At 70.0% G+C, this 13,288-nt stretch carries 10 protein-coding genes; 6 read left to right on the top strand and 4 right to left on the bottom strand.

Annotation, left to right across the window (positions count from 1 at the left end; genetic code table 11):
* Positions 1-81 precede the first annotated feature (81 nt).
* On the top strand, positions 82-3,510 hold the full coding sequence (locus D7Y15_RS01765) for an ELWxxDGT repeat protein (RefSeq protein ID WP_121751523.1): 3,429 nt from the start codon (positions 82-84) through the stop codon (positions 3,508-3,510).
* A 90-nt stretch (positions 3,511-3,600) separates the two neighbouring features.
* Here D7Y15_RS01765 and D7Y15_RS01760 read toward each other — a convergent pair whose 3' ends face one another.
* Positions 3,601-4,794: a macrolide family glycosyltransferase gene (locus tag D7Y15_RS01760; protein ID WP_121751522.1), complete on the bottom strand. Its 1,194-nt coding sequence runs from the start codon at positions 4,792-4,794 to the stop codon at positions 3,601-3,603.
* Positions 4,795-4,910: 116 nt separating this feature from the next.
* On the opposite strand from D7Y15_RS01760, the gene D7Y15_RS01755 reads away from it, so the two are divergent.
* Positions 4,911-5,519 (top strand): TetR/AcrR family transcriptional regulator, encoded by a 609-nt coding sequence (locus D7Y15_RS01755; protein ID WP_120574733.1) that lies wholly within the window; start codon positions 4,911-4,913, stop codon positions 5,517-5,519.
* Here D7Y15_RS01755 and D7Y15_RS01750 read toward each other — a convergent pair.
* Entirely contained in the window at positions 5,482-6,201 is a 720-nt protein-coding gene (locus D7Y15_RS01750; protein WP_121751521.1) for a hypothetical protein, read from the bottom strand. The two genes, D7Y15_RS01755 and D7Y15_RS01750, sit on opposite strands and share 38 nt — an antisense overlap.
* A 139-nt stretch (positions 6,202-6,340) precedes the next feature.
* On the opposite strand from D7Y15_RS01750, the gene D7Y15_RS46520 reads away from it, so the two are divergent.
* The 3 genes from D7Y15_RS46520 (at position 6,341) to D7Y15_RS01735 (ending at position 9,753) form a co-directional block, all read left to right on the top strand.
* Complete coding sequence (locus D7Y15_RS46520; protein ID WP_121751520.1) at positions 6,341-7,504, top strand: sensor histidine kinase; 1,164 nt, start codon at positions 6,341-6,343, stop codon at positions 7,502-7,504.
* Positions 7,501-8,148 carry a response regulator transcription factor gene (locus D7Y15_RS01740; RefSeq protein ID WP_120575364.1) on the top strand — a complete coding sequence of 216 codons (648 nt, stop codon included), beginning with the start codon at positions 7,501-7,503 and terminating at the stop codon, positions 8,146-8,148. The genes D7Y15_RS46520 and D7Y15_RS01740 overlap by 4 nt, the downstream gene beginning before the upstream one ends.
* A gap of 501 nt (positions 8,149-8,649) precedes the next feature.
* Positions 8,650-9,753 carry a hypothetical protein gene (locus D7Y15_RS01735; protein WP_233604805.1) on the top strand — a complete coding sequence of 368 codons (1,104 nt, stop codon included), beginning with the start codon at positions 8,650-8,652 and terminating at the stop codon, positions 9,751-9,753.
* Positions 9,754-9,808: 55 nt separating this feature from the next.
* On the opposite strand, the gene D7Y15_RS01730 is transcribed toward D7Y15_RS01735, so the two are convergent.
* Complete coding sequence (locus D7Y15_RS01730) at positions 9,809-11,050, bottom strand: MFS transporter (RefSeq protein ID WP_121751518.1); 1,242 nt, start codon at positions 11,048-11,050, stop codon at positions 9,809-9,811.
* Positions 11,051-11,153: 103 nt separating this feature from the next.
* Here D7Y15_RS01730 and D7Y15_RS01725 point away from each other — a divergent pair, with 103 nt between their 5' ends.
* Positions 11,154-12,134 (top strand): LysR family transcriptional regulator, encoded by a 981-nt coding sequence (locus D7Y15_RS01725; protein ID WP_233604804.1) that lies wholly within the window; start codon positions 11,154-11,156, stop codon positions 12,132-12,134.
* An 8-nt stretch (positions 12,135-12,142) separates the two neighbouring features.
* Here D7Y15_RS01725 and D7Y15_RS01720 read toward each other — a convergent pair whose 3' ends face one another.
* The gene (locus D7Y15_RS01720; RefSeq protein ID WP_121751517.1) at positions 12,143-13,273 is read right to left on the bottom strand and encodes a class I SAM-dependent methyltransferase; all 1,131 of its coding nucleotides are present in this window, start codon (positions 13,271-13,273) and stop codon (positions 12,143-12,145) included.
* Positions 13,274-13,288: the final 15 nt, after the last annotated feature.

Genomic DNA, 13,288 nt, shown 5'->3' with positions numbered 1-13,288 from the left:
TCCACCCACCCTGTACCTCCAAGCCCTCACCGCCGAGACGCCGCCCTGGGGGGCTGGCCGGTGGTGGAAGAGGGGACTCACATGCAGGCCGTGGCGAAGTGGGGGGCTCTCCTGGTGGTCCTGTGGTTGGGCCTGGGAGGGTGCTCGGACGCGGGGCGTCCGGGGGCTGGAGTGTCCCAGAAGCAGAGCTCACGCGCCCAGGCGCTCGCGGCGGGGCAGGCCCGGCTCCTGCGCGACATCCACGCGGGAACGGCCGGCACGACCTACGGAAAGAGCGGGGGCGAGGGCCTGCGTGTGGGCCGCACGCTCTTCTATGTCGCATCCGACCTGAGCAACGGGGGCGAGCTCTGGAAGAGCGATGGCACCCCCGAGGGCACGGTCCTGGTGAAGGACATCCGGCCGGGGCCCAACAGTTCGAACCTGGCCTACTTCGTGGAAATGGACGGCATCCTCTACTTCTCCGCCACCGACCACTCCGGCGCCGAGCTGTGGCGCAGTGACGGCACCCCGGAGGGGACCTGGCGGGTCAAGGACATCGCCCCGGGGCCCGACAGCGGCGGGCCGAGCTTCCTCTCCCGCGTGGGCCACCAGCTGTTCTTCATCCGCACAAGCGAACTGTGGAAGAGCGATGGCACCGAGGCGGGCACCGTGCTCGTGCGCTCCTTCGAGGGCTCCATCTATGACACCATCGGGGAACCCACCGTCTCGGGCGGGACGCTCTTCTTCTCCGCGAACGAGCCGGGCTACGGCTGGGAGCTCTGGAAGAGCGACGGCACTCCCGAAGGCACGGTCCTGGTGAAGGACATCCAGCCCGGCGAGGGACATTCCCAGCCCACGAACCTGAGGGATGTGAAAGGGACGCTCTTCTTCACCGCGGATGATGGCGTGCACGGCAACGAGCTGTGGAAGAGCGACGGCACGCCCGGGGGCACGGTGCTCATAACGGACGCGCGCCCCGGGGTCGGTGGCCTGTTCATCTACGATCCAGGGGTCGTGGGCGGGACGTACTACTTCGGGAGCGATGGGCTGAAGGGCGAGGGTGTCGAGCTGTGGAAGAGCGACGGGACGCCCGAGGGCACGGGGCTGCTCAAGGACATCAACGAGTGGGACAACAGCTTCCCTCAGTCCTTCATCGAGCTGAACGGGGTGACCCTCTTCATCGCCGAGGGCAAAGGGATCGGGTACGAGCTGTGGAGGACCGATGGTACGCCCGGGGGCACGGTGCTGGTGAAGGACATCTGGCCCGGGGGGTACTCCTCCTTGTCCTGGTCCTACTTCCGGGTGGTGCTGGACGGGGTCCTCTACTTCGTCGCGAATGACGGCGTGTCCGGCATCGAGCTGTGGCGGACCGATGGCACGTCCGACGGCACCTGGCGGGTGAAGGACATCAACCCGGGCTCCGAGGGAAGCGGACCCAGCAAGATGCTGATGCTGGAGGGCCGCCTTTATTTCTTCGCCTTCGACGCAGCGGTGGGCTCGGAGCTGTGGACGAGTGATGGCACCGAGGCCGGCACCGTACGGCTGACGTACCGGGGCCCCTCGACGGTCGGCTCTACTCCCCAGAGCTTCGCGGACATGGGCGGCACGGTGTTCTTCTCCGCGGATGATGGCGTGCACGGCAACGAGCTGTGGAAGAGCGACGGCACGCCCGAGGGCACGGTGCTGGTCAAGGATGTGTCACCGGGCTCGAATGCCTCGTTGCCGGTGGTGCTCACCCGGGTCGGAGAGACGCTCCTCTTCTTCGCCTACACGCCCGCCACGGGCCATGAGCTGTGGAGGAGCGACGGCTCCGCGGCCGGCACGGTGATGGTGAAGGAGATCCGCCCCGGGACGGAGGGGTGTGAATGCAGCGTGCTCGGGGTCTACCAGGGGATGCTCTATTTCCTGGCCCATGATGGCGTGTCCGGCGTGGACCTCTGGCGCAGCGACGGCACCTCCGAGGGCACGGTGAAGGTGCAGGACTGGCCCTACGGCCTGTCCAGCGGCGTCAACCCCGAGCCGGTCCAGATGGGTGGCGTCCTCTACTTCATCCGTTACACCGCGCTGTGGCGCACGGACGGGACGGACGCGGGGACGTGGATGGTGAAGCAGCTCGCCACGGATACGCGCCGTGATGCCTACCAGCTCACCGCAGTGGGGAACCGGCTCTTCTTCCGCTCGTTCGACTACAGCTACGGCTCCGAGCTGTGGACGAGCGACGGCACGCCCGAGGGGACCGCGCAGTTGAAGGACCTCTGGCCCGGCATCTATGGCTCCAAGCCCTCATCGTTCGTGGGCCTGAACGGAAGGGTCTACTTCGCCGCGAACGACGGCATGTCTGGCAACGAGCTGTGGACGAGCGATGGGACGCCCGAGGGCACGGTGAAGGTGAAGGAGCTGGTGCCGGGTTATGGCGGCACCGGGCCCATGTTGCTGACGCGCGTGGGCGGGACGCTCTACTTCGCCGCCACCGACGCTTCAGGCGCCCCCGTGCTGTGGAAGAGCGATGGCACCGAGGCGGGCACCGTGCGCGTCAAGGGACCCATGCCGGGCCTGCTGGGCACCGGAGACCCGATGTCGTTTCTCGCGCTCGAACCCGAAGGCATGTTGCTGTTCGCCGCCGCGGATGCCGCGTCCGGTGTCGAGGTGTGGAGGACGGACGGGACGGAGGCGGGCACCGTGCGAATCACGGACATTGCGCCGGGGCCAGGCTCTTCGCGCCCGCGCATGTTCACGCGCAGCGGCAACCGCATCTTCCTTTCCGCGAATGACGGCTGGACGGGCTTGGAGCCCTGGCTCATCCCCCTGCGGGCGGTGACCGGCCCCGTACCGCCGACCGTCACCTGCCCCGAGGATGTCACCGCCGAGGCCACCGGTGTCGCGGGCGCGGACGTGAGCCTGCCGGAGGCTCGGGCCTCGGACGACACCGCCCCGCCGCAGGTGACGTACAGCCCCGAGTCGGGCAGCACCTTCCCGCCAGGCGACACCCAGGTGTCGGTCACGGCGCAGGATGAGGAGGGGCTCACGGCCACGTGTACCTTCCATGTGCTCGTCCGCGACACCACCGCGCCCCAGCTGACGTGTCCGGAGGACGTCTCCGTCACCGTCGAGGACGAGGCTGGGAACACCGTGGAGTTTCCTCCCGCCATCGCCGTGGATCTCGTCACGGCCTCGCCCGTCCTGACGTACAGCCGGGCTTCGGGCAGCACCTTTCCGCCCGGGACGACGCCCGTCACCGTCACCGCCGAGGACGCCGCGGGCAACCGCGCCACGTGCGACTTCCAGGTGTCGGTGAACGTGAAGCCGTCCCCCTTCGATGCGGGGACGGAGCCGGACGCTGGCCCGCAGACGCCGGACGCGGGGACGGAGTCGGACGCGGGGACGAAGCCAGACGCGGGTGCTCCGCCCATCCCGGACCCAGGGGGCACGGGGTGCGGATGCGCGGCGGGAAGTGGTGCGCCCGTGAGCGCTGTCTGGGGGCTGCTGGGGCTCCTCGGCGCGATGGCGGCCCGGCGGCGCTCCATCTCCTGAGCGCCAGTCGAGTGGTGCGGATCTGGGATGCCCTGGCTCGTTTCGGCCGGGGCATCCCGTGCTCAGGTCGCATGGGAACCCCGGGTTCATCTACAGGCGGAACTCCTTCTCCAGCAGCTCCGCCGCGCGCGCGGCTCCAGCCTCCGCTCGCAGCTCCATCCGAAGGGCCGCGAGCCGGGTAGCAACAGCCGGGTCCTCCGTGAGCTGTAGCAGCGCGGAGCGCAATGCGTCGGGCGTGGCGTCATCCGTGTCGATCCGCCGCGCGATGCCGAGCGCGACGAGCTGGTCGGCATTGGCGAACTGGTCCGTCGCCTGAGGCACGGCAATCATGGGCACCCCGCAGTACAGGCCTTCCTGCGAGCCGCCCATGCCCGCATGGGTGATGAACGCATCGGCCTGTTCGAGCACCGCCAGCTGTGGCACCCAGCGGTGGACCTCCACGTTGTCTGGGATTGTTCCCAGGTCCTCCAGCGCCACGTGCTTGCCGATCTGCAGCACGACGTGCCAGCCGGGAAGCCCTCCAAAGGCAGCGAGGCACGCGCGGTAGAAAGCGGGCTGGCGGGTAAAGGTCGAGCCGAGCGACACCAGCAGCACCTTCCGCGCGCCTGGCGGACGCTGCCACGAGCCCTGTGCCGAGCGATCACCGAAGCACGGTCCCACGAAGGTAAAGCGCTTGCGGTCCACCCGGTCCGCCTGGGGTTGGAGCGCGCGTGGGATGAGCACCAGCCCGCGCGCAGGCTTCCCGACAAAGAGCATGGCGTCGGTCTCCGCAACGCCGCACTCCTTCAGCCAGGCGGAGTAGCGCTGGTAATGCGCCACGGCGCGCGGCTCGGTGCGCAGCATCTCCACCATTGCGGCCATGTCCTGCTCGTAGCCTTCCCAGGCGACGGAGGAGGGTGAGAGCTGGACCGCGGGGATGCCCCAGTTCTCTCCGAGGATTCGCGCCGTGGAACAGCCGATGTCGTAGAGGAAGAGATCCGGCCGGTCGTGCTCGTAGGCCGCGCGCAGCTGCGGAAGCATGGACATGGCGTCATCCAGGAACATGTCCAGCTGTCCCACCAGGTCGTCGGGCCAGCGTGTATCCGGCGCCCCTTCGCGGGGGAGCAGGGAGCGGTAGGGGCGCAGTTCCGCGCCCGTGCGGCTGATGGGCTCGGCGAAGGCCGCGTCGTTGGCGTACGTCACCCGGTGGCCTCGGGACACCAGCTCCCGGATGAGCTCCAGGCTCGGGTTGACGTGGCCATGTGCGGGGATGCTGACCATCGCGATGTGGGCACGGCGAGACATGGCACTCTCCTGGCGGAAGTCGGCGAGACGAACCGTCTCGTTTCGACAAGGTCCGCTGGAAGTGGGTGGATGTCAAGACGAGACGGTCCGTCTCGTTTGCGGTAGGCTGGCGGCCGATGGCTGACCCGAAGACCCCGGAACCGTCCCGCCGCAGTGAGCGCTCCCGCCAGGCCATCCTCACGGCCGCCGTCGAGCTCGTTGGGGAGGTGGGCTATGCGCGTTTGACGGTCGAGGCGATCGCGGCGCGCGCGGGGGTGGGCAAGCAGACCATCTACCGGTGGTGGCCCTCCAAGGGGGCGGTGGTGCTGGACGCCTTCGTGGAGCTGAGCGGCGGCAACCAGCCCGCGGCGCTGCCGGACACGGGCAACCTCAAGTCCGACCTGAGGGCGGTGCTGCGCGCCACGGTGCAAGAGCTCACGGATCCGCGCTTCGACCTGCCCTCGCGGGCGCTCACCGCCGAGTCCCAGTCGGACCCCGCGCTGGCCCAGCAGTTCGTGGAGGCCGTGCTGCGACCCCACTTGAGGGCGGTCCAGGAGCGGCTGCGCTCGGCACAGCAAGCAGGCCAGGTCGCGAAGGGGGTGGACCTGGACGTCGCGGTGGAGCTGCTCGTCGGGCCGCTCTTCCATCGGTGGCTGCTTCGCACCGCGCCCCTCACGAGCGCGTACGCAGACACCGTGGTGGACCTGGTCATCGCCGCGCTGCGGCCCCTGCCCAAGGGACGCTAGCGGGACCTGGGGCGGCCTTCCGTGCGAAGCGCTGGCGGTAGTAGCGCGTCCACAGGTTCAGTCCCACCACGCCCACCACCGTGGGCCCCAGGAAGATCGCGAGCTGAAGGCCCTCGACGCCGACGTGCCTGGCGTTCACCACCAGGGCGGCGGTGATGGTGCCGATGCCCGAGGCCACCATGGCGGCCATGTGCTGGAACCACCAGTGCATGCGGTCCTGGGGCGGCCGCATCCAGTACCAAAGGCCGGTCAGCCCGGAGAGGATGCCCACCGGCGCGAAGCCCCACAGCAGCGGGACGCCCATCCGCAGTCCGTACGCCTCGGTGAAGAGCCCCATGCACAGCAGCAGCGTGGACAGGCCCACGTCCAGCGGATGCGTGCTCGCTCCGGTGCGCGCCTTCGTCCGGATCACGCGCACCCCCATGGACGCGGAGGCCGCGCTCAGCACCGCGATGTAGATGAAGAAGAGGTCCATGGGCTGCTCGCCCGGTGCCTGGATGAAGCGCCATCCGGAGATGGCCAGCGCGGAGATGGCCGCGGAGATCATGGCGCCCACGTAGGCCCAGCCCACGCGGCGGTGCAGGGCGCCTCCCTTGCGCGCCATCAGGGGCAGCCAGAGCGTGACGAACGCGACGACTCCCGAAGCGATATGGAGCCAGCGGGCGAGCAGATAGAACGACACGGGTGCCTCCGACGTGCTGCGAGTCCGAGAAGCAAGGTACGCGTCGGCGCGTGTGCCTCCATCTGGCGGAAGTCATACGGCCCGCATGTGACTTCCGGCACATGGCCCCTGCGTCCCGGGTGGCCTAGGGTCCTCCGCCATGCCCGCGCGGTCTGCCGTGACGAAGCCCGCCACCACCCATCGCATGCTGCTCGTCGCCGGGATGCTGACCTGGGCCGTGGTCGGCTTCGCGCACGTCGAGGACCTGGCGCGTGAGCCCGCGCGATGGATGGCTCCGGACACGCTGCTGTGGGGCCTCGCGCTCCTCACCTTCGGTGGGACCTTCTGGTTCCAGACGCGGGTGCAGGGCCGGGGAGAGCTGCCGCTGCTCGTCGCGCAGACGCTCGCGGCGCTCGTCTGTCTCGCCACGGGGGAGAGCGGGCTGGACGGCGCGCTGCTCGCCATCACCGCCGGGCAGGTGCCGGAGATCCTCTCCCAGCGCAGGGCGCTGACATGGGTGGGGGCCCAGGTCCTGGGCATGCTCGTCGTGTTCGCGGTCCAGCACCCGCTTTTCCAGGCCCTGGTGCAGACGCTCCTCTACACCGGCTTCCAGGGCTTCACGTTCGGCACCTCGCTGGTGATGGTCCGGGAGGCCGAGGCCCGCCGCGAGCTGGCCCGGGTCCACGCGGAGCTCCAGGCCACCCAGGTGCTGCTCGCCACGCGTGAGCGCGAGGGCGAGCGGCTGCGCATCGCCCGCGAGCTTCACGACTCCGTGGGGCACCACCTCACCGCGCTCAGCCTCAACCTGGAGGCCGCCGCGTACACCGCGAAGGATACGGCCGCCGCCGAACACCTGCGCCGCGCGCGCGAGACCGCCCGCACGCTCCTGTCCGAGGTGCGGCGCACGGTGACGGAGCTGCGCGAGGCGCCCATGCCGCTCCTGCCTTCGCTGCGCGCGCTCGCGGAGGGAGCCCCTGGACTCTCCGTCCACCTGGACGTCCCCGGCGAGCTGGCTCTGGAGTCCACCGAAGCGGCGCACTCGCTGTTCCGCTGCGTGCAGGAGGTCCTCACCAATACGCTGCGCCACGCCGGGGCCCGCAACCTGTGGATTGTCATTGCGCCCACGGAGGACGGCGGGGTGCGGGTGCATGCGCGGGATGACGGAAGTGGCGCGGCGGGGGTGACGCCCGGCGCGGGGCTCACCGGCATGCGGGAGCGGTTCACCCGGCTGGGCGGGCGCGTGGAGTGGCGCGCGACGACGGGGCAGGGGCTGGAGTTGGAGGCGTGGCTGCCGGCCACGCAGGAGCGTGGGGTGGGGACATGAACACGGTCCGCCTGGTGCTCGCGGATGATCACGCCCTGGTGCGCCAGGGCTTGCGCAGCCTGCTGGATCTCACGCCCGACCTGCGGGTGGTGGGTGAGGCCTCGGACGGCGAGGAGGCGCTGCTCAAGGTCGCGGAGCTGAACCCGGACGTGGTGCTCCTGGACGTACGCATGCCACGCATGACGGGACTGGAGGCCCTGCGTGCGCTGCGCCTCACGGACGCGGACCGGCGCGTGGTGCTGCTCACGACCTTCGACGAGGACGCCGTCCTCATCGAGGCCCTCCGCCTGGGCGTGCAGGGCTTCCTCCTCAAGGACGTGTCCCTGGAGGAGCTGGCGGAGGCCATCCGGCGCGTCGCCTCCGGTCAGACGCTGCTGCCGCCAGGAGTCGCGGAGCGCGTGGCGCGCGGCATGGCGGAGCTGCCTCGCGACTTCCCCCACGCGGACCTGCCAGAGGGGCTCACCCGCCGCGAGGTGGAGGTGCTGCGCCTCATCGCGCGGGGGCTGAGCAACCGGGAGATCGCCGACGCGCTGGGGACGGCGGAGGGGACGGTGAAGAACCAGACCTCCAGCATCCTCTCCAAGCTGGGCGTGAGGGACCGCACCCGCGCCGTGCTCCGCGCCATGGAGCTGGGCTGCCTCTAGGCGCGGAGCGGTGGGCGGGGCACGGCGCCGAGGAGTCGGCCGGCACCACGCAGATGAAGAGATGGCCCACGGCCTCACCGTCGTGGCCTGCCCCTCGTAGGTCTTCTTGTTCGTGCTGTTGGCTGAAAATGAGGCAGCCCGCACCCACCGCCAGCAAGGGGCATGTCTGGACTTTCGAACCGCGTCCGTCGAGAGCGGCCGGTCCTGGACATGGAGTCTGTCCAACCCCAGACATCACGATGTGAGGAGGCAAGCAGCCAGGGCACGTGGAAGTCCGGTCCTGGATGGGCGGCCATTCCCGTGGGGGCATTGGGAGGGTCCGCTTGCGCCCATACCCTTTCAGGCCACATCGACCTGAAGCGAGGACCCCCGATGTCAAACCCCCGCTGCTCGTGCCGCTCTCGTTGGATCCGTCTCCCGGTCTTGGTGCTTTCGCTGCTGCTGTGCAGTGCATGTGAGGCCGTGGGCCGGATCGAGTCCCCTGAAGTGCAGGCGCTTCCCATGGAGCCTGCTTCTGCCCCCGAAGAAGATGCGCTCCCCGCGACGCCCCCCACGCTGCCTCCGACTCCCGCGGGGCTTCGGCCCGTCGCGGTCTGGGAGGGGATGTTCGTGGAGGAGTGGGGCCGCGAGCACATGCAGACCTTCCTGCCCTGGAGCAACTCACGCGACAGCTGGGACTTCTACAACCTCGCCTACGGCCTGGACGCCAACACCGCGATGTACCGGGCCACCGGGAAGCGGGCGTACCTGGACCGGGCCCTGCTCTACGTCAACAACCTGGTGGCCTCCGCCCGCGTCTCCTCGGCGCTTCCCCAAAGCCAGTTCAAGGACGGATACCTGGGCTGGTCCTCGACCCTGACGTCCCCCGCCGGGCAGGAGGTGCCGCTCTATGAGAGCTATTGCTGGCGCTACGTGACGCGCATGCTGCGCATCATCCGCGAGACTCCGGACCTCTACGGCTCCAGCAACTACCGCAGGCAGTACGACCGGCTGCTGGCGTTCACGGAGCGGAACATCTTCGACAAGTGGTTCCTGCGCGGGGCGAACGACTTCGTCTACCGCAACCGCACGCACATGGCCGCGCACTGGGCCTTCATCGCCATGGACCTGTCGCGGATGACCACCGACCCGGAGCGGAAGGCCCGCTACCTGGAGGTCTTCAGCAACATCAACCACGGCATGCCGAACTTCCCGTCCTCGCTGCGCGACAAGATCGCGCCCAACCCCGACCACCCGGCGGCCTGGTTCTGGAACGACAAGTGGGACACCAACGCCCAGCCCGGCCAGGACGTGGCGCACGCGAACAACGTGCTGGCCTTCATCGTCGAGGCCCACGACGCGGGCATGGAGTGGACGGACGCGGACATCCGCAGGTTCGTCACGACGCTCAACACCGTCATCTGGCCCTCGCCCAAGGTGTATGCGGAGTTCGTGGACGGCACCGGGCCGGGGGATGGCTGGTTCAACGACGGGCTGATGAAGCTGGGCCGTTACGACGTCAACCTCCAGCGCCGGCTGGAGCAGCACCGCGTGGGCCAGAACAGTCAGTTCTTCGCCAACGGCGCGCTCAACGTGCGGATGCTGTCCGAACAGGCTTTGCAGTAGGTGGGGGAGGGGGGCCCCGTCCTCGGACAGAGGACGGGGCGCGGTTTCGGCACTGTCAGCGGACCGTGGGGGCCGCCGGGAACATGCGGACCAGCAGGGCCGCCAGCGCGGAAGCCGTCGCCAGCAGCGTCACGCCCACCCAGCCCCAGTGGGCCAGGACCAGGCTGCCGCTCGCCGCGCCCACGGACATGCCGATGAACACGCCGGCGAACAGCAGGGCGTTGAGGCGGCTGCGTGCGGCGGGCTCGATGCCGAAGACGAGCGTCTGGTGCGCCACGAGCGTCACCTGCGCGCCCAGGTCGAAGCCAATCGCGCTGGCGCCAATCAGCCACAGCCGGTGATGGGGCTCGAGCCACGGCGCCGCGAACATCGTGGCGAAGGAGAGGACGGTCAGTCCGGCGCCCAGGCGGGTGACGACCTCCGGCCCGTAGCGATCCGCGATGCGGCCCGCCACCGGAGCGCCCAACGCCCCCGCCGCGCCCGCCAGACCGAAGGCACCCGCGGCCGCGCTCCCCAGGTGGAACGGGGCGCCATGCAGCATCACGGCGAGGGTGGACCAGAACGCGCTGAAGCCAATGGAGATGAGTCCCTGGGCCAGCGCCGCCCGGCGCAGGGCGCCATGCTTGCGCCACAGGCCCGCCAGGGAGCCGAGCAGGGCGCCGTAGGAGAGCGTGTTGGTCGGATGGAAGCGGGGCAGGCCGCGCCAGGCCGCCACGCCGACGAAGGCCACGCTGGCGGCGGCGACCATGAACATGGCGCGCCAGCCGAAGCGCTCGGCCACCACGCCGCTGATGACGCGGGACAGGAGGATGCCGAGCAGCAGGCCCGTCATCACCGTGCCCACCACCTTGCCGCGCTCATGCTCGGAGGCGAGGGTCGCGGCGGCCGGCACGATGTCCTGCGCCACGGTCGCCGTCAGGCCCACGGTGAAGCTGACCACCAGCAGCAGCTGGATGTCCGGAGCCAGTCCGCCCAGCAGCAGGGCCACGCTCAGCAGCGCGGCCTTGATGAGGATGATGCGGCGCCGGTCGAAGCGGTCACCCAGCGGCGTCAGCAGCAGGATGCCCAGCGCGTAGCCCAGCTGCGTGAGCATGGGCACCAGACCCACCGCGGTGTCGGAGGCGCCGAGCGTGGCCCCCATCACCCCCAGCATCGGCTGGCTGTAATAGATCGCCGCCACCGACAGGCCGGCGCTCGCGGCCAGCAGCAGGCGCAGACCGTGCGACAGGGAGTTGCTGGCGGCGGAGACCGGTGAGGGGTGGGCGGCGGTTCCATGTACGGCGCGAATGAAGGACATGAGGGTCACCTCGGGTGATGCGCGATGAGGTGACAGTGCACCAGAGGGGGAGGGGACGGTAGACGCCTGCTCCGTACAGCGGTTATACGCGTTGCGTATCACCATGCCCAACCTCTCGAAGCCTGCCCGTCGGCGCGGGTCGCCGCCGAAGATTCCCACGTCCGCCAGCGCCGACCGGCTGGAGCTGATGCAGACGTTCATCCGCATCGTGGACGCCGGGAGCCTGTCCTCCGCCGCCGCGCAGCTGGGCACCACGCAGCCGACGGTGAGCCGCCGGCTCCAGGCGCTGGAGCGTTCACTGGGGCTGCGGCTGCTCCAGCGCTCCACCCACGCGATGAAGCTCACCGAGGATGGGACGCGCTGCTACGAACGGGCGAAGGAGCTGCTGGCCAGCTGGGACATGTTCGAGTCCGACCTGCGCGGCGCGAGCGACGAACCCGAGGGCACCCTGCGCGTCGTGGTGCCTCACGCCTTCGGTCAGGAACTGCTGGTGGACCCGCTGACGGAATACCTGGGCCGCTACCCGCGGGTCTCCGTCGAATGGCTGCTGCATGACCGGGCCGTGGAATTCATCGCGGACGGCATCGATTGCGCGCTCCACGTCGGCGAGGTGAAGGACCCCAGCGTGGTGGCGATCCGCGTGGCGGAGGTGCCTCGCATCGTCGTGGCCGCGCCCTCGGTGCTGACAGGGGGACGCGTACCGGTGCATCCCGACGAGCTCGCGAGGCTGCCCTGGCTGTCCCTGCGCACGTTCTATCGCAACGAAATCGCGCTGACCCATGTGGCCACCGGTGAGGTCCAGCCCATCGTCTTCCAGCCACGCGTGAGCACGGACAGCCTCTACGCCATGCGCAGCGCCGCGGTGAACGGCCTGGGCGTCTGCGTGGGCTCGTCCTGGGTGCTCCGGGAGGACCTCCAGCGCGGCCGGCTCGTGCACCTGGTGCCGCGATGGCAGGCGGCGCCCCTGCCCATGTACCTGCTCTATCCCGCCGCGCGCTTCCATCCGGCGAGGCTTCGCAGGTTCGTGGAGTGGATGCGGGAGAGGATTCCGGCGGCCCTGGCGGTGGCCACTCGCGCGGGATGATGCGGCGTCTATCTGGCGGTGGGCACGAGGCCGTAGAGGGTGGTGACCTCCTGGGAGCGCGCGGCGTGCAGGGGGTCCGCCTTGTCCTTCGCCTTGGAGTGCCGTGCCGGGGTGGACTTCCGCCATGCCACCGTCAGGCCGCAGCGCTCGAACTGCTCATCGATCCACCCGGCCGGACGCAGGCCCAGCAGCACCGCCAGGTCCGAGAGGATCAGCAATCCCTCTCCCCCCGGGTTCAGCGCGGCGGGGAGCCCTTCCAGGAAGCGGCGCAGGAACTGGCTGTCCTCGTCGAACACCGCGCGGTCCACCCGGTTCTTGGGCGGCTCGGGAATCCACGGCGGGTTGCAGACGACGAGGTCCGCCTTTCCTTCCGGGAACAGGTCCGCCTCCGTCACCTGGAAGCGCTGCGAGAGGCCAAGCCGCTCCGCGTTCTCCCGTGCGCACGCCACCGCGCGGGAGTCGCAGTCCGTGGCCTGCGCGAACGCCGCTCCGCGCTGCAGCAGCAGGAAGGACAGCACGCCGGTGCCGGTGCCCACGTCGAACACGCGCTTGCCCTTCACGTCCGACACGGCCGCCAGCAGCTCCACGTAGTCCGTGCGTGTGGGCAGGTAGACGCCGTAATGCGGATGGAGCAACCCCTTCAGCCCCGGGACCTCCAGGCCCTTGCGCCGCCACTCCGCGGCCCCGAGCATGCCGAGCAGCTGCTTGAGCGGGACGACGGTGAAGTCCTCCGTGGGCTCGCCCCAGACCTGCCGGCACGCCTCCGCGACGTCCGGCGCGCGCGCGAGGTCCAGGCGGTAGCCTCGGTCCAGCGCGACGACGATGCGCGACAGCGTCGCATGCTCCAGCTGCCGCGCGCGGCGTTCGGCCCGGAATGCCTCCAGCGGTGAGCGGGCCTGCCAGGGCCGTTCGAGCCGCCGGCCCAACGCGCCCAGCAGCTGCTTCGCGTTGTGGAAGTCGCCGGAGTAGCGCAGGAACTCGCCCCGGCGGACGCGCTTGAGCGCTGTGTCGGCGCTGAGGCCGTCGTCCACGGGCGACAGGCGAGTGGGCGCGGGTTCGTCACTCTCCGAATGCCAGGTGAACGCGGCTTCGGGCGGAAACTCGAAAGGCGAGGCGGTGGGGCGGCGGGGGCGATCCATGCCCCTGGGGTAGCA

The organism is Corallococcus sp. AB030 (genome assembly GCF_003668965.1).
GTDB classification, from domain to species: Bacteria; Myxococcota; Myxococcia; order Myxococcales; family Myxococcaceae; genus Corallococcus; species Corallococcus exiguus.
The sequence above is the reverse complement of the archived record's forward strand: the minus strand, read 5'-3'. Positions and strand labels throughout refer to the sequence as shown.

Bases quoted from the DNA above. Each gene is read 5' to 3' on its own strand.
- D7Y15_RS01765 (WP_121751523.1), top strand. From the start codon at position 82: ATGCAGGCCGTGGCGAAGTGGGGGGCTCTCCTGGTGGTCCTGTGGTTG.
- D7Y15_RS01725 (WP_233604804.1), top strand. From the start codon at position 11,154: ATGCCCAACCTCTCGAAGCCTGCCCGTCGGCGCGGGTCGCCGCCGAAG.
- D7Y15_RS01760 (WP_121751522.1), bottom strand. From the start codon at position 4,794: ATGTCTCGCCGTGCCCACATCGCGATGGTCAGCATCCCCGCACATGGC.
- D7Y15_RS01755 (WP_120574733.1), top strand. From the start codon at position 4,911: ATGGCTGACCCGAAGACCCCGGAACCGTCCCGCCGCAGTGAGCGCTCC.
- D7Y15_RS01740 (WP_120575364.1), top strand. From the start codon at position 7,501: ATGAACACGGTCCGCCTGGTGCTCGCGGATGATCACGCCCTGGTGCGC.
- D7Y15_RS01735 (WP_233604805.1), top strand. From the start codon at position 8,650: ATGGAGCCTGCTTCTGCCCCCGAAGAAGATGCGCTCCCCGCGACGCCC.
- D7Y15_RS01730 (WP_121751518.1), bottom strand. From the start codon at position 11,050: ATGTCCTTCATTCGCGCCGTACATGGAACCGCCGCCCACCCCTCACCG.
- D7Y15_RS01720 (WP_121751517.1), bottom strand. From the start codon at position 13,273: ATGGATCGCCCCCGCCGCCCCACCGCCTCGCCTTTCGAGTTTCCGCCC.
- D7Y15_RS46520 (WP_121751520.1), top strand. From the start codon at position 6,341: ATGCCCGCGCGGTCTGCCGTGACGAAGCCCGCCACCACCCATCGCATG.